At 68.0% G+C, this 21124-nt stretch carries 15 protein-coding genes; 7 read left to right on the forward strand and 8 right to left on the reverse strand.

The window, feature by feature from the left end:
- Positions 1 to 74: 74 nt before the first annotated feature.
- Positions 75 to 2201, forward strand: coding sequence for a TonB-dependent receptor family protein (locus tag ABIA71_RS03065; RefSeq protein WP_354283031.1), 2127 nt, complete (start codon positions 75 to 77; stop codon positions 2199 to 2201).
- Positions 2202 to 2248: 47 nt separating this feature from the next.
- On the opposite strand, the gene ABIA71_RS03070 is transcribed toward ABIA71_RS03065, so the two are convergent.
- Positions 2249 to 2575 carry a hypothetical protein gene (locus tag ABIA71_RS03070; protein WP_128095312.1) on the reverse strand — a complete coding sequence of 109 codons (327 nt, stop codon included), beginning with the start codon at positions 2573 to 2575 and terminating at the stop codon, positions 2249 to 2251.
- A gap of 145 nt (positions 2576 to 2720) precedes the next feature.
- Between ABIA71_RS03070 and ABIA71_RS03075 the strand changes: the two genes are divergently transcribed.
- From ABIA71_RS03075 to ligD, 3 genes are all read left to right on the forward strand, one after another.
- Positions 2721 to 3119, forward strand: a complete 399-nt coding sequence (locus tag ABIA71_RS03075; protein WP_354283033.1) for a hypothetical protein — start codon at positions 2721 to 2723, stop codon at positions 3117 to 3119.
- A gap of 93 nt (positions 3120 to 3212) precedes the next feature.
- Positions 3213 to 4163 (forward strand): non-homologous end joining protein Ku, encoded by a 951-nt coding sequence (gene ku / locus ABIA71_RS03080; RefSeq protein ID WP_354283035.1) that lies wholly within the window; start codon positions 3213 to 3215, stop codon positions 4161 to 4163.
- Positions 4164 to 4169: 6 nt separating this feature from the next.
- Positions 4170 to 6707 carry a DNA ligase D gene (gene ligD / locus ABIA71_RS03085; RefSeq protein ID WP_354283037.1) on the forward strand — a complete coding sequence of 846 codons (2538 nt, stop codon included), beginning with the start codon at positions 4170 to 4172 and terminating at the stop codon, positions 6705 to 6707.
- Between the two features lie 32 nt (positions 6708 to 6739).
- Here ligD and ABIA71_RS03090 read toward each other — a convergent pair whose 3' ends face one another.
- The 4 genes from ABIA71_RS03090 to adh form a co-directional block, all read right to left on the reverse strand.
- Positions 6740 to 7126, reverse strand: a complete 387-nt coding sequence (locus tag ABIA71_RS03090) for a hypothetical protein (protein WP_354283039.1) — start codon at positions 7124 to 7126, stop codon at positions 6740 to 6742.
- 49 nt (positions 7127 to 7175) lie between these two features.
- Positions 7176 to 7553, reverse strand: a complete 378-nt coding sequence (locus ABIA71_RS03095; RefSeq protein ID WP_354283041.1) for a DUF779 domain-containing protein — start codon at positions 7551 to 7553, stop codon at positions 7176 to 7178.
- Between the two features lie 68 nt (positions 7554 to 7621).
- Entirely contained in the window at positions 7622 to 8650 is a 1029-nt protein-coding gene (adhP, locus tag ABIA71_RS03100) for an alcohol dehydrogenase AdhP (RefSeq protein WP_354283043.1), read from the reverse strand.
- A gap of 86 nt (positions 8651 to 8736) precedes the next feature.
- The gene (gene adh, locus ABIA71_RS03105) at positions 8737 to 10266 is read right to left on the reverse strand and encodes an aldehyde dehydrogenase (protein ID WP_354283045.1); all 1530 of its coding nucleotides are present in this window, start codon (positions 10264 to 10266) and stop codon (positions 8737 to 8739) included.
- 237 nt (positions 10267 to 10503) lie between these two features.
- On the opposite strand from adh, the gene ABIA71_RS03110 reads away from it, so the two are divergent.
- Positions 10504 to 12390, forward strand: coding sequence for a sigma-54-dependent Fis family transcriptional regulator (locus ABIA71_RS03110; protein WP_354283047.1), 1887 nt, complete (start codon positions 10504 to 10506; stop codon positions 12388 to 12390).
- 3 nt (positions 12391 to 12393) lie between these two features.
- Here the strand turns inward: ABIA71_RS03110 and ABIA71_RS03115 are convergent, their stop codons facing one another.
- The 3 genes from ABIA71_RS03115 to ABIA71_RS03125 form a co-directional block, all read right to left on the reverse strand.
- Entirely contained in the window at positions 12394 to 12855 is a 462-nt protein-coding gene (locus tag ABIA71_RS03115) for a cupin domain-containing protein (protein WP_354283049.1), read from the reverse strand.
- Positions 12856 to 12972: 117 nt separating this feature from the next.
- Entirely contained in the window at positions 12973 to 13611 is a 639-nt protein-coding gene (eda, locus tag ABIA71_RS03120) for a bifunctional 4-hydroxy-2-oxoglutarate aldolase/2-dehydro-3-deoxy-phosphogluconate aldolase (RefSeq protein ID WP_354283051.1), read from the reverse strand.
- Entirely contained in the window at positions 13598 to 14614 is a 1017-nt protein-coding gene (locus ABIA71_RS03125; protein WP_354283052.1) for a sugar kinase, read from the reverse strand. Before ABIA71_RS03125 ends, eda begins: the two co-directional genes overlap by 14 nt.
- Before the next feature lie 269 nt (positions 14615 to 14883).
- Here ABIA71_RS03125 and ABIA71_RS03130 point away from each other — a divergent pair, with 269 nt between their 5' ends.
- Together ABIA71_RS03130 and ABIA71_RS03135 are read left to right on the forward strand one after the other, a co-directional pair.
- Positions 14884 to 17643 (forward strand): TonB-dependent receptor, encoded by a 2760-nt coding sequence (locus ABIA71_RS03130; protein ID WP_354283054.1) that lies wholly within the window; start codon positions 14884 to 14886, stop codon positions 17641 to 17643.
- A gap of 259 nt (positions 17644 to 17902) precedes the next feature.
- Positions 17903 to 21082 carry a TonB-dependent receptor gene (locus tag ABIA71_RS03135; RefSeq protein ID WP_354283056.1) on the forward strand — a complete coding sequence of 1060 codons (3180 nt, stop codon included), beginning with the start codon at positions 17903 to 17905 and terminating at the stop codon, positions 21080 to 21082.
- Positions 21083 to 21124 lie beyond the last annotated feature (42 nt).

Raw genomic sequence — 21124 nt, forward strand, 5'->3', positions numbered from 1 at the left:
CGCGGCAGCCGCCGTCACGTCATCTTCCGTACCATGGCGTGCGGCGTGCCCTGCCGCTGAGGACCCCTGCCCGTATGCTGCGTTTTTCCGCGTTTGTCGTCCCCTCCGCGCTGCTTTCGGCGGCGCTGCTGCCGAACCCGGCACAGGCCGCGCCTGCCCCGGCCGAAACCCCGCCGATCGAGCGCCTGCCCACGGTTCAGGTGCAGGCGGCGCGCGTGCAGCAGGTAGACGATGCGGACCTGCCGGCCTCGATCAGCACGGTCTGGCTGGATGACGATGCCAATGGAACCCTGGCCCAGATCTCCGAAGCGCTGGGCGGCATCCCCGGCGTGGTGGCGCGCGACCGCCAGAACTATGCACAGGACACCCAGCTGTCGATCCGGGGCTTCGGCGCACGGTCCACCTTCGGGGTGCGCGGGGTACGCGTGCTGGTGGACGGCGTGCCGGCCACCATGCCCGACGGCCAGGGCCAACTTTCCCATGCGAGCCTGCTCTCGGCGCAGCGGGTGGACGTGCTGCGCGGGCCGTTCTCGGCGCTGTACGGCAACTCTTCCGGTGGCGTGGTGCAGGTGTTCAGCGCCGACGGCGCGCCGGGCGACCCGTGGCGACTGCGCCTGGACACGGGCAGCGACAACACCCTCAGCGCCGGCGCGCAGCTGCGCGGCCAGCAGGGACCGATCCGCTACAACGTGGCCGCCAACCACTTCCGCACCGATGGCTGGCGCGACCACAGCGCGGCCCGCCGCGAGTCGGTCAATGCGCGGCTGGGCACCGATGTGGGCGGCGGCCAGCTGGACCTGGTGCTGAACTACTTCGATTCGCCCGACGCGCAGGACCCGCTCGGCCTGAGCCGGGCCCAGGTCAATGCCGATCCGCGCCAGGCCACCGCCGTGGCCACCCAGTACAACACCCGCAAATCGGTGCGCCAGGCCCAGGCCGGGCTGGTCTTCACCCGCACCGACGGCGCCCATACCTGGCGGGCGATGGGCTATGCCGGGCAACGCAGCGTGGAACAGTACCTGGCCATTCCCCCCGGGCCGCAGGCCAGCCCGCTGCATGCCGGCGGGGTGATCGACCTGGACGGCGATTACGGCGGCGTGGACGCGCGCTGGAGCTGGCACGGCGACTGGGCCGGGCGGCCGCTGGACCTGGTGATCGGCGCCAATGCCGACCGTCAGCTGCAGGATCGCCGCGGTTACGAGAACTTCGTGGGCGACGAGCTGGGCGTCAAGGGCCGCCTGCGCCGCGACCAGGCCGACCGGGTCGAGAACCTTGATCAGTTCGCCCAGGCGTGGTGGCAATGGGCTCCGCGCTGGTCGCTGCTGCTGGGCCTGCGCCACAGCACCGTGCGGTTCCGCTCCAACGACCACTACATCACCGCCCGCAACCCCGATGACAGCGGTGCGCGCCGCTATGAAGCCACCACGCCGGTGGCCGGGGTGGTGTTCCGCGCCAGTGATGCCTGGCGGCTGTACGCCTCGGCGGGGCGGGGCTTTGAAACGCCCACGTTCAACGAGCTGGGCTACCGCGCCGATGGCCAGGCCGGGCTGGCGCTGGACCTGTCGGCCGCGCGCAGCCGCAACCTGGAAGTGGGCAGCAAATGGCACGCACAGAGCGGCGCGCGGCTGGAGGCGGCCCTGTTCCGGGCGGACACCGATGACGAACTGGCGGTGGCCAGCAACAGCGGCGGGCGTGCCACCTACCGCAACATCGGCCGTACCCGGCGGCAGGGCGCCGAAGCCAGCTACGTGCAGCCCCTGGGCGCACAGACCGAGCTGGCCGTGGCCTACACCTGGATCGAAGCCACGGTGCGCGATGCGTACCCGCTCTGCGGTACGGCCGGCTGCAACACGGTGCCGGCCGGCGCGCGCCTGCCCGGCGTACCCCGGCAGCAGTGGAACGCGCGGATGCAGTACACGCCCGGGCCGTGGCAGTGGGCCGCCGAACTGGTGGCCTCCAGCGACACGGTGGTGAACGACCTGGCCACCGAGAAGGCGGCCGGGTATGCACTGCTGAATCTGGAAGCGGCGCGGCGCTGGAAGACTGCGCAGGGCACGCTGCGGGCCTTCGCGCGCATCGACAACGTGCTGGACCAGCGCTACATCGGCTCGGTGATCGTCAACGACGGCAACCAGCGGTACTTCGAGCCCGGCCCGGACCGTCGGGTGGGCGTGGGCCTGCAGTGGCAGTGGGCGCCGTGATCAGCGGGCCGATGGCCGCTTGGCGGTCACCGGCCACCGCTTGACGCTTACCGCGGGATCTTGGCCGGCACGAACGGCGAGGTCGGGTCGCTGGCCGGGAAGGTTTCGTCCAGGGCTTCATCCTGGTTGTCGCTGGCGTGTTCCTTGCGCGCCTGGCGCTGTTCCTGGTTTTCCCGCCCGCCCGGGTGCGGCACGCCGGTGGGGTCCTTGCGGTCGCGGTAGCCGTGGCTGGGGCCGGAGACCACCGGCAGGTGGTCCGCTTCGGTCGGGGGAGACATCCCGGCGCCGCGGTCTTCGGCGTCCTGGTTGTCATGTTTGGCGTGCTGTTCGCCAGGCACCGGGGTGCTGGCTTCGCGCAGAGGATCGCGTGGCATGGGAATCACTCCGGAACGGGGGGAACTCCACTACAGCGCTTGGCGGGTGAAGTCCCTGCGAATCGCCTGCCGTGAACGGATCTGTCACGGCTGGCTAACGGCGGCGGGACTATTCCTGCCTGCCCCGTACCGCCGGAGTCGTGCCATGCCCCGCCTGGACCGTCGCGCCGTCCCCGCGCTGTTCAACGCCTACCTGCAGCCGACCCGCAACACGCGCCGCGTGCGCCGCGAGCGCACCGAGGAAGCCCAGGCGGTGGCGCAGGACTACCTGCAGTACATGCGCAACGACTACGAGCGCCGCCGCGGGCATGGCCACCGCAGCTGGCGTGATCTGTACCCGGCGTATGCGTTCGCCCTGACCACGCACTATGCGGCCTGGCCACGCGGCAACGACGACGACACCGACGGCGAGCTGGCCGAGCACTGGGAACAGATGCGCGGGCAGTCGCGGCTGGGCTGGGGGCAGGCCCGCGGCATCGTCGAGGATGCCTGGCTGGCGCTGGACCACATGCCACCGGCGGCGGTGCACGGCCTGCTGCAGTAGCCCGTAAAGGGCCCCTGCACGGCGCGGACACGGGCGTTTCACGTGTGTCGCGGTACAGCTGCCCTCCCCCTGTAGCGTTGGAGTGGCCCCGCCATGGCCCGACCGATCTGGACCGGTACCCTCTCGTTCGGCCTGCTCAATGTCCCGGTGTCGCTGATGTCCGGCGAGCGCAAGGTCGACCTGCAGTTCCGTATGCTCGATTCACGCGACCGCAAGCCGATCCGCTTCGAGCGGGTCAACGCCGACACCGGTGAAGAAGTGCCGTGGAAGGACATCGTCAAGGCCTACGAGTACGACAAGGGCAGCTACGTGGTGCTGGAGGAGGACGACATCCGCTCGGCGGCCCCGGAAAGCCATGAGGCGGTCGAGGTGGAGACCTTCGTCGATGCCAGCACGATCGACCCGCGCTACTACGAGAAGCCCTACCTGCTGGTGCCGGCCAAGAAGGCCGAGAAGGGCTATGTACTGCTGCGCGAAACCCTGCGGAAGACCGACAAGGTGGGCATTGCCCGGGTGGTGGTGCGCACCCGCGAGTACCTGTGCGCGGTGATGCCGCACGGCGACGCGCTGGTGCTGATGATCCTGCGTTATCCACAGGAACTGGTGGACCCGGAAGACTATAAATTGCCCGCCGGGTCACTGGCCGACTACCGGATCAACAGCAAGGAAACGGCCATGGCCGAACAGCTGATCGAGTCGATGTCCGGCGAGTGGAAACCCGATGATTACCACGACGAATTCCGCGAGCGGCTGCAGACGCTGTTGAAGAAGCGGATCAAGGCCAAGGGCGGCACCACCAAGGTGGACGAAGAGCCGACGCCGCGCGAGGACGACGCCACCAACGTGGTCGACTTCATGTCGCTGCTGCAGAAGAGCCTGGACGCCAAGAAGCGCACACCGGCCAGGAAGACCGCGGTGACGGCGGCACCGAAGAAGGCGGTGGCGAAGAAAGCCAAGGCACCGGCGAAGGCAGCCGCCAAGGTGGCCAAGGCCGCGAAGAAATCCCCGACCAAGCGCGCCACCCCTGCGCGCAAGGCCGGGTAAACGCCGATGTCGCTGCAGGAATACCGCCGCAAGCGTCGTTTCGACGGCACCCCCGAGCCGGACGCCGACCGCCGCGGTGCGCCGGCGCGGCGCCCGATCTTCGTGGTGCAGCTGCACCATGCCAGTTCGCGCCACTACGATTTCCGGCTGGAAGCCGATGGCGTGCTCAAGAGCTGGGCGGTACCCAAAGGGCCGTCGCTGCGCGCGGGCGAAAAGCGCCTGGCGGTGGAGGTGGAGGACCACCCGCTGTCCTATGCGGGTTTCGAAGGCGATATTCCTGCCGGTCACTACGGCGCCGGGCATGTGGACGTGTACGACCATGGCACCTGGGCCTGCGACGGCGACCCGCTGGAGGCGATTGCCGCCGGCAAGCTCGACTTCGTGCTGCACGGTGAGCGCCTCAACGGCGGCTGGAAGCTGGTGCGCACGGCGATGAAGGGCAAGCAGCACCAGTGGCTGCTGATCAAGCGCGACGATGCGCAGGCACGCGACGCAGAGGCCGATGACATGCTGGACACACCGCCGCCACGTGGCGCCGCCCGCACGCGTGCGGCAGCGACCAAGCGCGCACCCGCCGCCGCCAAGGCCGGCAAACGCACGGCCACGCCCGCGCGCAAGGCCGATGCGCGCTGGCGCACCCGCGCGCTGGCGCTGGATGGCGCGCGCGACGCCCCTTACCCGCCCGGCTTCAAGCCCCAGCTCACCGACCACCGCGCAACCGCACCGGACGGCGACGGCTGGCTGCACGAGATCAAATGGGACGGCTACCGCCTGCTGGCCGAGGTCAACGACGGGGTGGTAGCGCTGCGCTCGCGTGGCGGCCTGAACTGGACCGACGATTTTCCCGAAGTGGTGCAGGCCATCGCCGCGTTGCCGGTGCGCGACCTGCGCCTGGACGGCGAACTGGTGGTGCTTGATGCGCAGGGCCGCAGCGATTTCACCGCCTTGCAGAAGGTCATCGACGGCACCGCCAAACAGCCGCTGCGCTACGTGGTGTTCGACATGCCCGGCATCGCCGGGGTGGATATCAGCCGCTGCGCGCTGCTGCAGCGCAAGGCATTGCTCAAGGAGCTGATCGGTCCGGGGCCGGGCACGCTGGCCTACAGCGACCACGTGCTTGACCATGGACCGGCGGTGTTTACCGCCAGTGGTGAGGCCGGGTTCGAGGGCATCATCAGCAAGCGCGTGGACGCGCCCTACGTCAACGCGCGCTCGCCGGCGTGGATCAAGATCAAGCACGAGAGCACCGACGAATTCCTGATCGTGGGCTACACCGACCCCAAGGGCGCGCGCAGCGGCTTCGGCTCGCTGTTGATGGCCACCCCGGACAAGGGCGGCCTGCGCTACGTGGGGCGGGTTGGCACCGGGTTCGATGATGCGCTGCTGGGCGCGCTCACCCGGCAGCTGAAGCCGCTGGCCGTAGCCGACGCGGGGGTGGAACTGCCCGCGCACGTGCCGTTCAAGGCGCGCAGCGTGCACTGGGTGAAACCGGTGCTGGTGGCCGAGGTGGCGTTCCGCGGCTGGGCCAAGGAAGGGCTGCTGCGCCAGGCCAGCTTCAAGCGGCTGCGCGAGGACAAGTCTGCCGGCGACCTGGGCGCGGCAGGCCAGGCGACGGAGAAGGCCAGGGGCATGAACAAGACAACGCGCAAGGCCAAGGCCGGTGCACAGACGGCAGGCGACGCCCCCGATGGCGTCAGCATCAGCCATCCCGAGCGGGTGGTGTTCGCCAAGGCGAAGATTACCAAGGGCGAGGTGGCTGACTACTACCGGCAGATGGCGCGCTGGGTGCTGCCTGAAGTGGCGCGGCGGCCGCTGTCGGTGCTGCGTTGCCCGGACGGCGTGGACAAGCCCTGCTTCTTCCAGAAACACCACGGTACCGGGCTGGGCGAGGCGGTGCGCGCGATACCGCTGGAACAGAAGAGCGGGCGCGAAGACTACCTGTACATCGAGGACGTGGCCGGGCTGCTGCAACTGGTGCAGATGAACACCCTGGAGCTGCATCCTTGGGGCGCCACCGTGGCCGATCCGGAGCATCCGGACCGGCTGGTGTTCGACCTGGACCCCGGCGACGGGGTGAGTTGGGCGCAGGTGAAGTCGGCCGCACGCGATGTGCGCGACCGGCTGCTGGACACCGGCCTGCAGAGCTTCGTGCGGTTGTCCGGGGGCAAGGGCGTGCATGTGGTGGTGCCGTTGCAGCCCAAGGCCGACTGGGCCCAGGCCAAGGACTTCTGCGAGGCGTTCGCGCAGGCCATGGCCGAACATGCGCCGGACCGCTACGTGGCCACGATGAGCAAGGCCAAGCGCACCGGGGTGATCTTCATCGACTGGCTGCGCAACGCGCGGGGCGCCACCAGTGTCAGTTCGTGGTCGCTGCGCGCGCGACCGGGTGCAGGCGTGGCGGTGCCGCTGCGCTGGGAAGAGCTGGGCCGCATCACTGCCGCCGATGCGTTCCCCATGGCCAAGGCGCTGCAGCGGGCACAGCGCCTGAAGCAGGATCCGTGGGACGGGATCGACGCGGTGAAGCAGGTGCTGCCGGGGGCGTGACGCCGCAAGGCGCGCGCCAACGGCCGGTCGCCCTACTGCGGGCGATAGCGCGCGCCCAGCCAGATGCCGACGGCCTGCAGCGGCAGCGAGAGCAGCAGCACCAGCACGAACCAGAACGGGAAGTCGCTGCCCAGGTCCCAGGCGGCGTAGGCCGAGGCGGCGGTGATCACCGCCCACACCACGCCGCCGTGAACGTAAGGCAGCGTCGGCGCGTAGCGCGCGGCGAACGCGGTGGCGGCCAGCCCGCCGAGGATGGTCCAGCCCAGGTCCCAGGCCAGGCGCGGCTGCCCACCATCGCCCAGGCCGATCCACGGCGCGATCCAGCCGGCGGCACCGCTGACCATGCCCAGCACGAACAGCGCCACCACCACGCACAGCACGGACAGCACGACGGTCTTGGCAAGCGACAACGCGGACATGGCGATCCAGGGCAACGGGACGGTGCCCATTATGGACGCGTGCGCGGGCTCAGACCTTGCCGGCTTCCTTCAGCTGCGCGAACTCGTCATCGCTGAACAGCCGCGAGCGCACCAGGCAGCGCACGCCCTCGCCGTTTTCCAGCGAGAACATGCCGCCGCGCCCCGGCACCACGTCGATGATCAGCTGGGTGTGCTTCCAGTACGCGAACTGCGGCGCGCTGATGTAGAACGGCGCACCGCCGATCTCGCCCAGCTGCACGTCGCGGTCGCCCACGATGAAATCGCCCTGGGCGAAGCACATCGGCGAAGAGCCGTCGCAGCAGCCGCCGGACTGGTGGAACAACAGCGGTCCGTGGCGGGCGTGCAGCGTGTGGATCAGCTGTAGCGCGGCCAGGGTGGCGGTTACCTGGGGTGGTGGGGTGTTCATCGTTGGGGGGTCCTGGGCGCCGGCCAGCGGCCGGCACTACCGGTGCGGGGTGCGGCCTGCCTTGTGCGTCAGGCGTTGAGGTCCAGCACCACGCGGCCTTCGATTTTGCCGGCGTGCATGCGCGCGAAGATGTCGTTGATGTTCTCCAGCGAATCGCTGGTGACCGTGGCGGCGACCTTGCCCTGCTCGGCGAATTCCAGCGATTCCTGCAGGTCCAGGCGGGTGCCGACGATCGAGCCGCGCACGGTGATGCCGTTGAGCACCATGCCGAAGATGTCCAGCGGGAAGTTGCCCGGCGGCAGCCCGTTCAACGACACCGTGCCACCGCGGCGGACCATGCCCAGCGCCTGTTCGAACGCCTTCGGCGATACCGCCGTGACCAACGCACCGTGCGCGCCGCCGATTTCCTTCTTCAGGAACGCAGCCGGGTCGGTAGTGCGCGCGTTGACGGTGATCGTGGCACCGAGGCGCTCGGCCAGGGCGAGCTTGCCGTCGTCGATGTCCACGGCGGCCACGTTCAAGCCCATCGCCTTGGCGTACTGCACCGCCATGTGGCCCAGCCCACCGATGCCGGAGATCACCACCCACTGGCCAGGACGGGTGTCGGTAACCTTCAGGCCCTTGTACACCGTCACGCCGGCGCACAGGATCGGCGCGACCTCGATGAAGCCCACGCCCTTGGGCAGCAGGCCCACGTAGTTGGCATTGGCCAACGCGTACTCGGCGAAGCCGCCGTTGACCGAGTAGCCGGTGTTCTGCTGCGCTTCGCACAGCGTTTCCCAGCCGCCCATGCAGTGCTCGCAATGGCCGCAGGCCGAGTACAGCCACGGGATGCCGACGCGGTCGCCTTCGCGGATATGGCTGACACCCGCACCCACCGCGACCACGTGGCCCACCCCTTCGTGCCCGGGAATGAACGGCGGGTTGGGCTTGACCGGCCAGTCGCCCTCCACCGCATGCAGGTCGGTGTGGCAGACACCACAGGCCTCGATCTTCACCAGGATGTCGCCGGGGCCGGGCCGCGGTACCTCCACTTCCTCGATGCGCAACGGCTTGCCGAATTCGCGGACGACAGCGGCCTTCATGGTCTTGTTCATGCGTGGATCTCCGTGGATTGCCAATGACAGCACTGTGGCGCCGGCCTCATGCCGGCGCCTTGATCGTGATCAAGCAGGGCGCGGGCTCAGAAGAAGCCCAGCTTCTTCGGCGAGTAGCTCACCAGCAGGTTCTTGGTCTGCTGGTAGTGGTCGAGCATCATCTTGTGGTTCTCGCGGCCGATGCCGGACTGCTTGTAGCCACCGAACGCGGCATGCGCCGGATAGGCGTGATAGCAGTTGGTCCACACTCGACCGGCCTGGATGCCGCGGCCCATGCGGTACAGACGCGAGGCATCGCGGCTCCACACACCCGCACCCAGGCCGTACAGCGTGTCGTTGGCGATCTCCAGCGCTTCTTCCTCGGTCTTGAAGGTGGTCACCGACACCACCGGCCCGAAGATTTCTTCCTGGAACACGCGCATCTTGTTGTGGCCCTTGAACACGGTGGGCTTCACGTAGAAGCCCCCGGCCAGGTCGCCATCGAGGCTGGCCTGCTCGCCGCCGATCAGCACCTGCGCGCCTTCCTGCCTGCCGATGTCGAAGTAGGACAGGATCTTTTCCAACTGCTCGGACGACGCCTGCGCGCCGACCATCGTGTTGGGGTCCAGCGGGTTGCCCTGCTTGATCGCGGCCACGCGCTTGAGCGCGCGCTCCATGAACCTGTCGTAGATCGATTCCTGGATCAGCGCGCGCGACGGACAGGTACACACTTCGCCCTGGTTGAAGGCGAACAGCACGAAGCCTTCGATGGCCTTGTCCAGGAAATCGTCGTCCTCGGCCATCACATCGGCGAAGAAGATGTTGGGCGACTTGCCCCCCAGTTCCAACGTCACCGGAATCAGGTTCTGGCTGGCGTACTGCATGATCAGCCGGCCGGTGGTGGTTTCACCGGTGAAGGCGATCTTGGCGATGCGCGGGTTGGACGCCAGCGGCTTGCCCGCCTCCACGCCGAAACCATTGACCACGTTGAGCACGCCGGCCGGGAGCAGGTCGCCGATCACCTCCATCAGCACCAGAATCGAGGCGGGGGTCTGTTCAGCCGGCTTGAGCACCACGCAGTTGCCGGCCGCCAGCGCCGGCGCCAGCTTCCAGGCGGCCATCAGCATCGGGAAGTTCCACGGAATGATCTGCCCGACCACGCCGAGCGGCTCGTGGAAGTGGTAGGCGATGGTGTCCTTGTCGATCTCCGACAGGCTGCCTTCCTGCGCGCGCACCGCGCCGGCGAAGTAGCGGAAGTGGTCGGCCATCAGCGGGATGTCGGCGTTGAGCGTTTCGCGGATCGGCTTGCCGTTGTCCCACGTCTCGGCATGCGCGAGCAGCTCGAGGTTCTCCTCGATGCGGTCGGCGATCTTGTTGAGGAGGTTGGCGCGTTCAGTGGTGGAGGTTTCGGCCCAGGCGCGCTTGGCGGCATGCGCCGCGTCCAGTGCCGCTTCGATGTCCTCGGCGTTGGAGCGGGCTACCTCGGTGAAGACCTTGCCGGTGACCGGCGTGGTGTTCTCGAAGTACTGGCCGCTGCGGGGCGCCACCCACTGGCCGCCGATGAAGTTGCCATAGCGCGGCTTGAAGATGGACTGCGGGTCGGTGGCGTGCGGCTTGGCGGACGTGACGGCGTTCATCGGGGTGCATCTCCAGCAGATAGGGAAAGGCCCGTAAGGGTCCTTCCCTGCCGCAAGGACGATGCCAACTCTGGCCTGCTGCGCTGCGGCACGCCGTCCGACCGCAGCCAGCCACGCGGCATGACCGTGATCTGCGGCGGTGCAGCAGCGAAGGTCATTGCGCGGTAACGCCGGCTGTGCTGTTTATCGAAACAGGTCCCGCTACAACTGTCGCAGAATGCGACACTGGAGAAACAGGTGTCCCAGCAGCCGCTCCTGCACCGCGTCGGCAATGCGCGTCGCTCGTTCTTCGAGCGCGGCGCGACGCCGATCGGCATCGTGCCCGACACCATCCTGCAGTCGTGGCAGCGCTGCCTGCGGGGTGGGTTGTCGGTGGATGCGCAGCCGGACGTGGAGCCGTTGCCGGACGCACGCCTGCGCGAACTGCGCGAGCGTCAGCAGAAGCTGTGGCGGCTGGCCCGCCCCGAGCTGGACGGTCTGGCCGCCGACATCGCCGCCGCCGGCAGCATCGTGCTGCTCACCGATGAAGACGGCTGGATCCTGGATGCCGAAGGCAGCCCGGGCTTCCTCGACAAGGCCGGCCGCGTAGCGTTGATGCCGGGCGTGCGCTGGGACGAGACCACGGTGGGTACCAACGCCATCGGCACCGCGATGGTCGAAGGGCGTTCGGTGGAAGTGCGCGGCGGCGAGCACTACTTCGCCCCGCACGGCATCCTGACCTGCTCGGCCACGCCGATCTTCGACCCTTACGGCCAGCGCGTGGGCGTGCTGGACATCTCCGGCGATGCCCGATTGCAGCACCTGCACGCGCGGGTACTGGCGCGGCAGGCGGTGGCGCACATCGAGCACCGCTACTTCGACGCGGGCCTGGCCGACTGCGAGCTGGTGCGGCTGCACCACGACGCCACCCTGCTGGGCACCCCGCGCGAAGGCATCCTGGGCTTCCGCGGCGGCCGCCTGGTGGCTGCCAACCGCACCGGCCTTGCGCTGTTCGGGCTGGAGCATGCCGACATCGGCCATGCGCCCTATGCCGCGCTGTTCGATGGGCCGTTGGCGCGCCTGCATGACGACGGCGCGCTGATCGACCGCCAGGGACGCGCGCTGTACGGGCGGCTGGGCGACGGCCAGCGCGCCCCGGTGCGGGGCCGTGCGGAGACGCGGGCCGCCGCGCTGCCGTTGGGGTCACGCCGGCCGGCGGCCACGGTGGCCGATGCCACGCCACTGTTCGATGCGGCCCAGCAGCGCGCGCTGGAACGCGCCTGCCGCGTGCTGGATGCGCAGTTGCCGGTGCTGCTGCAGGGTGAAACGGGCACGGGCAAGGAGGTCTTCGCCCGCGAACTGCACCGGCGCAGCCTGCGCGCCGACAAACCCTTCGTCGCGGTCAACTGCGCGGCCTTGCCGGAGGGCCTCATCGAGGCCGAGCTGTTTGGCTATGAAGAGGGCGCGTTCACCGGTGCGCGGCGCCAGGGCAGTACCGGCCTGCTGCGCCAGGCGCAGGGCGGCGTGCTGTTCCTGGACGAGATCGGCGACATGCCGTTGGCCCTGCAGCCGCGGCTGCTGCGCGTGCTGCAGGAACGCACGCTGTCGCCGCTGGGCGGCGGCAAGCCGGTGCAGCTGGATTTCGCGCTGATCTGTGCCACCCACCGCGACCTGGACCTGGCCATGCAGGCGGGCGACTTCCGCAGCGACCTGTACTACCGCATCGCCGACCATGCGGTGCCACTGCCGGCGCTGCGTGACCATCCTGATCGGGCCGAGCTGCTGCGCGGCCTGTGGCAGCGGCTGGGCCAGGGCCGCTCGCTGGCCGACGACGCGTTCGCCGCGCTGGCTGCGTATGTCTGGCCGGGCAATCTGCGTCAGCTGTGCGCGTGCCTGCGCACGCTGGTGGCCTTGAGTGAACCGGGCGAGGTGATCGCCCGTGATGCCTTGCCGACCTACCTGCGCGTGCCGCTGAGCGCACAGGCTCCCGCCCCGCCCGCCGATGCCGGCGCCCTCGACACCATCGCCGAAGCCGCGATGCGCGCCGCCCTGGCCAATGCCGGTGGCAACGTGGCGCAGGCGGCGCGGCGGTTGGGGATCAGCCGCAGCACCCTGTACCGCAGGCTGGGGCGTCCGGCCCGCTGAGCGTCAGCGCGAGGCCGGGACCAGGTCGAAGTTGTTGGCCTGGTACTGGAACAGCAGGCAGTCGGTGCCGGCCTTGCAGCCGCTCTCATGCACCAGGTTGGCCGGCAGGCTGTAGTAGGACCCGGCCGGGTAGAGCACTTCCTTTCCGTCGATGCGCGCGTAGAACGTGCCGCTGAGCACGACGGTGGGCAGGGTCTGGCTGTGCGTGTGCAGGCCGTTGTCGGTGCCGGCCTTGAAACGCACGAATGCCGAATAGAAGCCCTCGCCGTCGCTGAGGATGTTGCCCTGGGTGTTGGCGTAGCGGACCGCGCCCTGCGTGCCCGGCACGTCCTGCCAGTGCAGCTGGTCCGAAGGCAGCGATACCAGTGGATCGGCACCGGTAGTGGGGGGCGTCGGGCTGGCGGCGCAGGCGTTGCCGGTGAGGGTGATCAGGGCGGCAAGGGCAAGGCGATGGGTCAGGATCATGGTGTGGTTCCCGGCTCGGTTGAGGAGGGGCCACTGTAGGAGCGCGGTTGCCTCGCAAACAGCCGCGCGCGCAGACACCACCTGTGCGGAAATCGCACAGGTGGTGCCATGGTTGGCCTATCCGGCCAGCACCGACGCCTGCTGCGCCAGCTGTTCGATGCCAGCCCAATCCCTGGCCTGCAGCAAGGCGCGCGTGGTCAGCCATGACCCGCCCACGCACAACACGTTGGGCAAGTGCAGGAACTGCGAGGCGGTCTGCGCGCTGATCCCGCCCGTGGGGCAGAAGCGCACGTCACCGAACGGCCCGTTCCACGCCGACAGCATCGCTGCGCCACCGGCCTGCACCGCCGGGAAGAACTTGAAGGTATCCAGGCCGTGCTCCAGGCCCAGCATCAGCTCCGAGGAGGTGGCCACGCCAGGCAGGAACGGCAGGTCGGTGTCGCGCGCAGCGGCGTACAGGCGCGGGGTAGCACCGGGTGACACCGCAAACCGGCCGCCCACCTGCTTGACCTGCTCCATCTGCGCGGCGGTCAGCACGGTGCCGGCGCCCACCACGGCATCGGGCACGGCCTCGACCATGGCCTTGATCGCCTCCATCGCCACGGGGGTGCGCAGGGTCACCTCGATCACCGGCAGGCCGCCGTTGAACAGGGCGCGCGCCACGTCAACGGCATCGTCGATGTTCTCCGGGGTGAACACCGGAATCACCGGGGCCAGTTTCAGGACTGCACGTACACGTGGATCAGCGCCGGACATCGAATCGCTCCTCGCCCGTCAGGGCCATCACGTCAGCCTCGCTGACAGGGTTGAAGTCGCCCGGGATCGAGTGCTTGAGGCAGGCCGCAGCCAGGCCGAAGCGCACGATCGCCTCCGGTGCGAAGCCGCGCATCATGCCATGCAGGATGCCGGCGGCGAAGGCATCGCCACCGCCGATGCGGTCCACGATGCCCACCATTTCGCGGGTCGGGGCCACCGCGCGCGTGCCGTCGCGGCCGAGCAGCATCGCGCCCAGCGCGTGGTTGTCCACGCTGTGCGGGGTGCGCTGGGTGCAGGCCATCCACTGCAGCCGCGGGAACGCGGCGAAGGCCTGCGCGGCCGCAGCGTCCACGCGATCGGCGGGGTCCGGGTGCGGAAACTCTCCGCCCAGCACCACGCCGATGTCGCGGTAGTCGGCAAACAGCACGTCGGCGCAGGCGAACAGCGCGCGCAGGATGGCCGGCGCATCGCCCTGCCAGCGTGCCCACAGCGACGGCCGGAAGTTGCCATCGAAGGACACCCGTACGCCACGCGCGCAGGCCGCCTGTGCCGCAGCCAGCGTGGCCTGGGCCATGGCCGGATTCAGCGCCGGGCTGACCCCGGACAGGTGCAGCCAGTCGGCGCCCTCCAGCAGCGCGTCCCAGTCGTAGTCGGCGGCGGTGCCGCTGGCGAACGCCGAGTCGGCGCGGTCGTAGACCACTTCACTGGCGCGCTGCACCGCGCCGGTGGTGAGGAAGTACAGGCCCATGCGACCGGGCCGGACCTGCACGTGGCCGGTGTCCACGCCATGCCGGCGCAGCTCGCCGCTGACGAACCGGCCCAACGGGTTGTCCGGCAACGTGCTGACCATCGCCACCGCATGGCCCAGGTGGGCCAGCGACACCCCCACGTTGGCCTCCGCGCCGCCAGGATGCACCGCCAGCTGCGCGCTCTGCAGCAGCAGCTCGCGGCCCGGTGCGCTCATGCGCAGCAGCAACTCTCCGAAACAGACAACACGACTCATGGCGGTGGATCCTTGTGAAAGCGAGGGCGCGTGGGCGGCACCCGGATGGAATGGCTAGCGGTGTCATTCTAGCCATGGACGGCCGTGCGTCTACCGCGCCGAATGTCGAAAGCATTGTCCCGCAAGCCTCCGGGGGACATTGAAAATCTGTTGCGCTGCAAGATGCTCCTTCTGGAACGGGCTGTTAACGTCCGCCCTGACCAGCGGTGTCATTGCACTGACATGTCGCCGGATAGCTGTTTCATGTAGCACCTTGGGAGAGGGAAAACATGCAATCTCGAAACATCCAGAAAAAGACACCGGTTACCTTGCTTGCCCTGTCGATCGGCCTGGCGCTGAGTGGTACCGCGCTGGCCCAGGAAGCCCCTACCGACCTGGACACCGTCACCGTGACCGGCTACCGCGCCAGCGTCGAGAAGGCGCTGGACATCAAGCGCGGCGAAGCCGGCGTGGTGGATGCCATCGTCGCCGAGGATATCGGCAAGTTCCCGGACCTCAACCTGGCCGAGTCGCTGCAGCGCATTCCGGGCGTGGTCATCACCCGTGAAGCCGGTGAAGGTCGCAACATTTCCGTGCGTGGCCTGGGGCCGGACTTCACCCGCGTGCGCATCAACGGCATGGAAGCGCTGACCACCGTCGGCGCCGGCGACCAGAGCGGCGGCACCAACCGCGGCCGCGGTTTCGACTTCAACGTGTTCGCCTCGGACCTGTTCTCGCAGATGGTGGTGCGCAAGACCGCCTCGGCCGACGTCGAGGAAGGGTCGCTGGGCGCCACCGTGGACCTGCGCACCGCGCGCCCGTTCGACTACGACGGCTTCACCTTCGCCGCCAGCGGCCAGGCCGGCTACAACGCCATGGCCGAAAAGGCCGACCCGCGACTGGCGGCCCTGATCTCCAACACCTTTGCCGATGGCACCTTCGGTGCGTTGCTGTCGGTGGCCTATTCCGAGCGCCAGGCGCTGGAAGAAGGCTCCAACACCGGGCGCTGGGCCAATGGCCCCAGCAACGGTAACTTCGCCCTCAGCCCGGCCTTCCCGGCCGCGCGCAGTGCCGACGTCTACCACCCGCGCTTCCCGCGCTATGTGCAGCTGGAACACCAGCAGGAACGTCTGGGCATCACCGGCTCGCTGCAGTGGAAGCCCAGTGACGCCACCGAGATCTCGCTGGACGCGCTGTATTCCAAGATCGACGCCACCCGCGACGAGCACTACATCGAAGCCATTTCCTTCAGCCGCAACCGTGATACCGGCACTCCGCGGCGCCCCGAGCGCGACGGCAAGCCGGCGATGGTGGTGCGCAACGGCGAGATCCGCAACAACGCGCTGGTCTACGGTGAGTTCGACAACGTCGACATCCGCACCGAGAACCGCCACGACGAGTGGAGCACCGAGTTCAAGCAGGCCAGCCTCAACTTCGATCATCGTTTCAGCGACGCGTTCTCGATCAACGGCAGGGTGGGCGCCTCGCGCTCGGCGCACGAAAACCCCGTGCAGACCACCATCATCATGGACAAGTACGACGTTGACGGGTACAGCTACGACTACCGTGGCAACAGCCGTGCGCCGATCCTGAACTACGGGATCAACCCGACCGATCCCAACGGCTGGGAGCTGGCCGAAATCCGTCTGCGCCCGCAGTACGTGGACAACGATTTCGACACCGCCGAAGTCAACTTCAACTGGAACATCAGCCCCGGTTTCCGCCTCAAGGGCGGCGTGCTGGCCAAGAACTACACCTTCAGCACGGTGGAGCTGCGTCGCAACAGCGAAGTGGCCGTGCCAACCTTTGCCGACGGCACCCGCATCGTGTCGCCGGACCTGACCAGCCAGGCCGGTCTGAAGGGCATCTCCGGTTCGCCGTCCAACTGGGTGGTGCCCAACCTGGATGCCATTGCCGACGCGCTGGACATCTACAGCAACACCGGCACCTTCGCCGTTGCGCCCCGCGCCAACAACAGCCGCAGCGTGGAAGAGAAGGACCGCGGCATCTGGCTGATGGGGGAGTTCTCCACCGACCTGGGGTCCATTCCGCTGTCGGGCAACTTCGGCGTGCGCTACGTGCAGACCGAGCAGACCTCCAGTGGCGCGGCCACCGTGGCCGGCGCGCTGGTACAGGCCACCACCAACCGCAAGTACAACGACACCCTGCCCTCGTTCAACCTGGTGGCGGAAGTCGCCCCGGACTTCCTGATCCGCCTGGGCGCGGCCAAGGTGATGAGCCGTCCCGGGCTGGGCAACCTGACGCCGGGCGTCACCGTGGCGGTGGCGGGTGGCGCACGGACCGTGGCCGGTGGCAACCCGAACCTGGATCCGTTCCGCGCCACCAACGTGGACATGAGCTTCGAGTGGTACTTCAACGAAGGCGCCATGGCCGGCATCGGCCTGTTCTACAAGGACATCGAATCGTTCGTGCAGACCACCCGCGAAGTACGTCCGTACTCCAGCAGCGGCCTGCCGGCCAGCCTGCTCGACGGCACCGGTGCGTCGGTCAACGATGACTTCACCTTCACCATTCCGCTCAACACCCCGGGCGGCGAACTGTACGGCGTCGAGGCCAACTACACCCAGCCCTTCACCTTCCTGCCGGGCAAGTGGTCCAACCTGGGCGTGCAGTTGAACTACACCTGGGTGGACACCAGCATCCAGTACGTCAACGGCGCCGGTGTGCCGGTGATGAAGAACCAGCTTACCGGTACCTCGAAGAACGCCTGGAACGCCACGCTGTTCTACGAAGGTGAGGTGTGGTCGGGCCGGGTATCGGCAACCAACCGCAGCGACTACCTCACCCAGGCCCCGGGCCAGGAAACCGGCTTCAACGAGAACGGTTACCACGGCATGACCGGCACCACCGTGCTGGACGCCTCCCTGCGCTACCGCATCAGCGACCAGCTGGAACTGAGCCTGGAAGGCATCAACCTCACCAACGAGGCGTCCGACGAGTGGGTGTACTCGCCGAGCACCGGCGAGCTGCCGCTGCAGTACACCGAAAGTGGCCGCCAGTTCCTGCTCGGCGTGCGCTACAAGTTCTGATTCACCGGCAGGACCCAGCGGCGGCGTGAGCGATCACGCCGCCGGCTGCGCGCGCCGCCGTCGTTGCCATCCACGCCCTGATCGCATGCAGCCTCGCTGCTGCGGCGCAAGATGCCGCCGCGTGAAGGGTTTGTTACGTTTCGGATGACCAACGGTGTCACAGCGGCACATGCGCGACAGACGCTCCGGGGGAGGCCGGACGTCCATGACTCATCACCATCACGCTCGCATGGCGGCGCACCCTGGAAGGAAACACACGATGGATCGATCGTTCCCCCGTAAAAAGACACCGGTTACCTTGCTTGCGCTGGCCATTGCGTTCGCGCTGCAGGGCACCGCCGGCATCGCCGCAGCCCAGCAGACGCCCGAAGCGGCGGCTGCACTCGATGCGGTCGACCTGGACAAGGTCGAGGTCAAGGCCACCTACCGCGAAAGCCTGCAGCAGTCGCTGGATGAGAAGCGCTACAGCGTCGAGCAGGTCGATGCGATCTACGCCGAAGACATCGGCAAATTTCCCGATCTGAACCTGGCCGAGTCGATGCAGCGCATTGCCGGTGTGTCGATCGACCGCGAAGGCGGCGAAGGCCAGCAGATCTCCGTGCGCGGCCTGGGCTCGGACTTCACCCGCGTGCGCATCAACGGGCTGGAAGCGCTGTCCACCGCCGGCAGCGGCACCACCGGGGTCAACCGCAGCCGCGGCTTCGACTTCAACACCTTCGCCTCCGAGCTGTTCAGCCGGGTCAAGATCAGCAAGACCCAGTCGGCGCAGACCGACGAAGGCTCGCTGGGCGCCACCGTCGACCTGCGCGGTTCGCGCCCGTTCGACTTCGAGGGTTTCCAGGCATCGCTCGGCGGCCAGTACGGCTACAACGAGCTGTCCAAGAACAAAGACCCGCGCATCTCCGGGCTGATCAGCAACACCTGGGCCGACGGTCGCTTCGGTGCGCTGATGTCGGTGGCCTACAGCAAGCGCACCATCTTTGAAGAAGGCTACAACCCGGTCCGCTGGGAGCACGGCAACTACCGCAACTCCAACCAGAGCACCGCGGCCAACAACGGCACGTACGGCTTCTGCAGCCCGGCCGGCTACGACCCGCAGACCCCGCGCAACCCGCTGGCCAATGAAACCGCCGCCGGCGTGGGCAGCGCGGCCAACCAGGCGCGCAGCAACGGCTGGGGCAGCTACGGGATCGATGCCACCCACTGCGGCCCCGGCCTGGACCGGCCCGCCGCCACGGCGGACACCATCGCCGCCTACGAAACCGCGACCAACGCGTGGATCCCGCGCTACCCGCGCTATGTGCGCACCGAACACGAGATCGAACGCCTGGGCGTGACCGGCGCGCTGCAGTTCAAGGTCAGCGATGACACCCAGTTGAACCTGGACATGTTGTATTCCAAGCTCGACAAGGACGTGCGCGAAGACTCCATCGGCGCCAACCTGCACCGCACCGCGCAGTACGGCGGCAAGACCCAGATCGTGGTGCGCGAGGCGCAGGCCGATGCGCAGAACCGCCTCACCTACGGCGTGTTCGACAACGTGGACTTCCGCACCGAATCCACCGCGATCGAAGAAAGTACAGAGTTCAAGCAGTTCAGCCTGAACCTGGAACACCGCTTCAACGACGCGGTGCGGCTGGACGCGGTGGTGGGTCATTCCGCGTCGAACTACGAACGGCCGGTGTTCTCGATGGTCAGCTTCGACAACAGCAACCTGGACGGCTTCGTGCTGGACATGCGCAACGGCAAGGTGCCGGCGATGTCCTTCCCGTTCGACCTGAGCGCCGTGGACAACTGGCAGTGGCTGGGCTACGGCAGCACGCCGGTCAACGCCAACGGCACCGCACGCGGCGGCAACATCAGCGAAGTGCGGCTGAACCCGCAGTACGTCGACAACGCCTTCGACACGGCCAAGGTGGACCTCACCTTCCTCATCAATCCCACCTTCACCCTGCGCGGCGGTCTGGCCTACAAGGACTACGACATGAGCACGCAGGAGTACCGCAACATCAGTTACGGCCGGTTGTCGCAGGCGCTGCCGGACGGCGTCACCGTGGGTGACCTCAGCAGCTCGCTGAGCGGGTTCGGCAAGGGCATGGACGGCAGCCTGCCCAACGCGTGGCTGGTGCCGGACTTCAAGCAGATCGCCAACCTGCTGGACATCTACTGCAACTGCAACACCGGCACCCTGGGCGGTGACTACCGGCTGGCCAGCGTCGGCCACTTCGGCGCGTCCAACAACAATTTCGACGTCAACGAAAAGAGTTACGGCAGCTACCTGCAGCTGGACTTCAACACCGACCTGCTGGGTCGTGCGTTCCGCGGCAACCTTGGCGTGCGCTACGTGCAGACCCGCATTACCGCCGATGGCTATGCGCCATGCACGGCCGCCAGTGCCAACGACCTGTCCTCGGCCTGCGCGCCGTTCTTCGGCGTGGCCAGCGCCACCGCCGATCCCGGCGAGCGCCTGCAGGTGGCCACCCGTGTGGGCCACAAGTACGACGACTGGCTGCCCTCGCTGAATCTGGCCTGGGACCTGACCGACACCGTCGTGCTGCGCTTCGGCGCGGCCAAGACCATGGCCCGCCCGACCCTGTCCAACCTGTCCCCAAGCGTCAGCGGCGGGCCCACCGCGTACTTCGACGATGACCGCGCGTACTCGATCAACCTGGGCAACCCCAAGCTGGACCCGTTCCGCTCGACCAACTACGACCTCAGCGCGGAGTGGTACTTCGACGAGGGCGCGCTGCTGTCGGCGGCGGTGTTCTACAAGGACATCGACAGTTACGTGCAGCGCACCCGCCTGATGACCACCTGGGCTGACATGGGCTATTCGCTGGATCTGCTGCCCACCGGCTTCAGCGCGGACACCGTGTTCAACGTGCAGAGCTACTTCAATACCCCGGGCGGCCCGCTCAAGGGCTATGAAGTGTCCTACCAGCAGCCCTTCAGCTTCCTGCCCGGCTTCTGGCGCAACTTCGGCGTGCAGCTCAACTACACGCACGTCGAGTCGAAGATCAAGTACATGTTCAGCTCGGGCACCGGCAGCACCATCGTCACCACCTACACCGAGAACGACCTGCTGAACCTGTCGCCGAACTCGTACAACGCCACCCTGTACTACGACGACGGCCGCTTCAGCGCCCGGGTGTCCACCAGCTACCGCGACGCGTACATCAGCACCATCCTGTCGCAGGAAAACGTGTGGGACCTGGACGGCAACCCGCTCGCCACTGCCGACGTGCAGGGCAAGTACAGCGTGGAGAACGTGGACTTCAACATGTCCTACAAGGTCAACAAGAACCTCTCGCTGACCTTCGAAGCGATCAACCTGCTCGACACCGCCGATGAGCGCTACGTCGATTCGGCGCTGTCGTTGCCGGACCGCTACACCCACACCGGCCGCCAGTATTACCTCGGCCTGCGCTACAAGTTCTGACCGTGCCGCGCCTTCCGCCACCTGTACCGCGTCCGTCCCCGT

The organism is Stenotrophomonas sp. 2619, from assembly GCF_040548725.1.
GTDB lineage: Bacteria > Pseudomonadota > Gammaproteobacteria > Xanthomonadales > Xanthomonadaceae > Stenotrophomonas > Stenotrophomonas maltophilia_AP.

Coding starts and splice junctions, on each gene's coding strand:
- ABIA71_RS03125 (WP_354283052.1), bottom strand. CDS start 14,614: ATGAGTCGTGTTGTCTGTTTCGGAGAGTTGCTGCTGCGCATGAGCGCA.
- adh (WP_354283045.1), bottom strand. CDS start 10,266: ATGAACGCCGTCACGTCCGCCAAGCCGCACGCCACCGACCCGCAGTCC.
- ku (WP_354283035.1), top strand. CDS start 3,213: ATGGCCCGACCGATCTGGACCGGTACCCTCTCGTTCGGCCTGCTCAAT.
- ABIA71_RS03090 (WP_354283039.1), bottom strand. CDS start 7,126: ATGTCCGCGTTGTCGCTTGCCAAGACCGTCGTGCTGTCCGTGCTGTGC.
- ABIA71_RS03075 (WP_354283033.1), top strand. CDS start 2,721: ATGCCCCGCCTGGACCGTCGCGCCGTCCCCGCGCTGTTCAACGCCTAC.
- ABIA71_RS03070 (WP_128095312.1), bottom strand. CDS start 2,575: ATGCCACGCGATCCTCTGCGCGAAGCCAGCACCCCGGTGCCTGGCGAA.
- ABIA71_RS03065 (WP_354283031.1), top strand. CDS start 75: ATGCTGCGTTTTTCCGCGTTTGTCGTCCCCTCCGCGCTGCTTTCGGCG.
- ABIA71_RS03115 (WP_354283049.1), bottom strand. CDS start 12,855: ATGATCCTGACCCATCGCCTTGCCCTTGCCGCCCTGATCACCCTCACC.
- eda (WP_354283051.1), bottom strand. CDS start 13,611: ATGTCCGGCGCTGATCCACGTGTACGTGCAGTCCTGAAACTGGCCCCG.
- ligD (WP_354283037.1), top strand. CDS start 4,170: ATGTCGCTGCAGGAATACCGCCGCAAGCGTCGTTTCGACGGCACCCCC.
- adhP (WP_354283043.1), bottom strand. CDS start 8,650: ATGAACAAGACCATGAAGGCCGCTGTCGTCCGCGAATTCGGCAAGCCG.
- ABIA71_RS03135 (WP_354283056.1), top strand. CDS start 17,903: ATGGATCGATCGTTCCCCCGTAAAAAGACACCGGTTACCTTGCTTGCG.
- ABIA71_RS03095 (WP_354283041.1), bottom strand. CDS start 7,553: ATGAACACCCCACCACCCCAGGTAACCGCCACCCTGGCCGCGCTACAG.
- ABIA71_RS03130 (WP_354283054.1), top strand. CDS start 14,884: ATGCAATCTCGAAACATCCAGAAAAAGACACCGGTTACCTTGCTTGCC.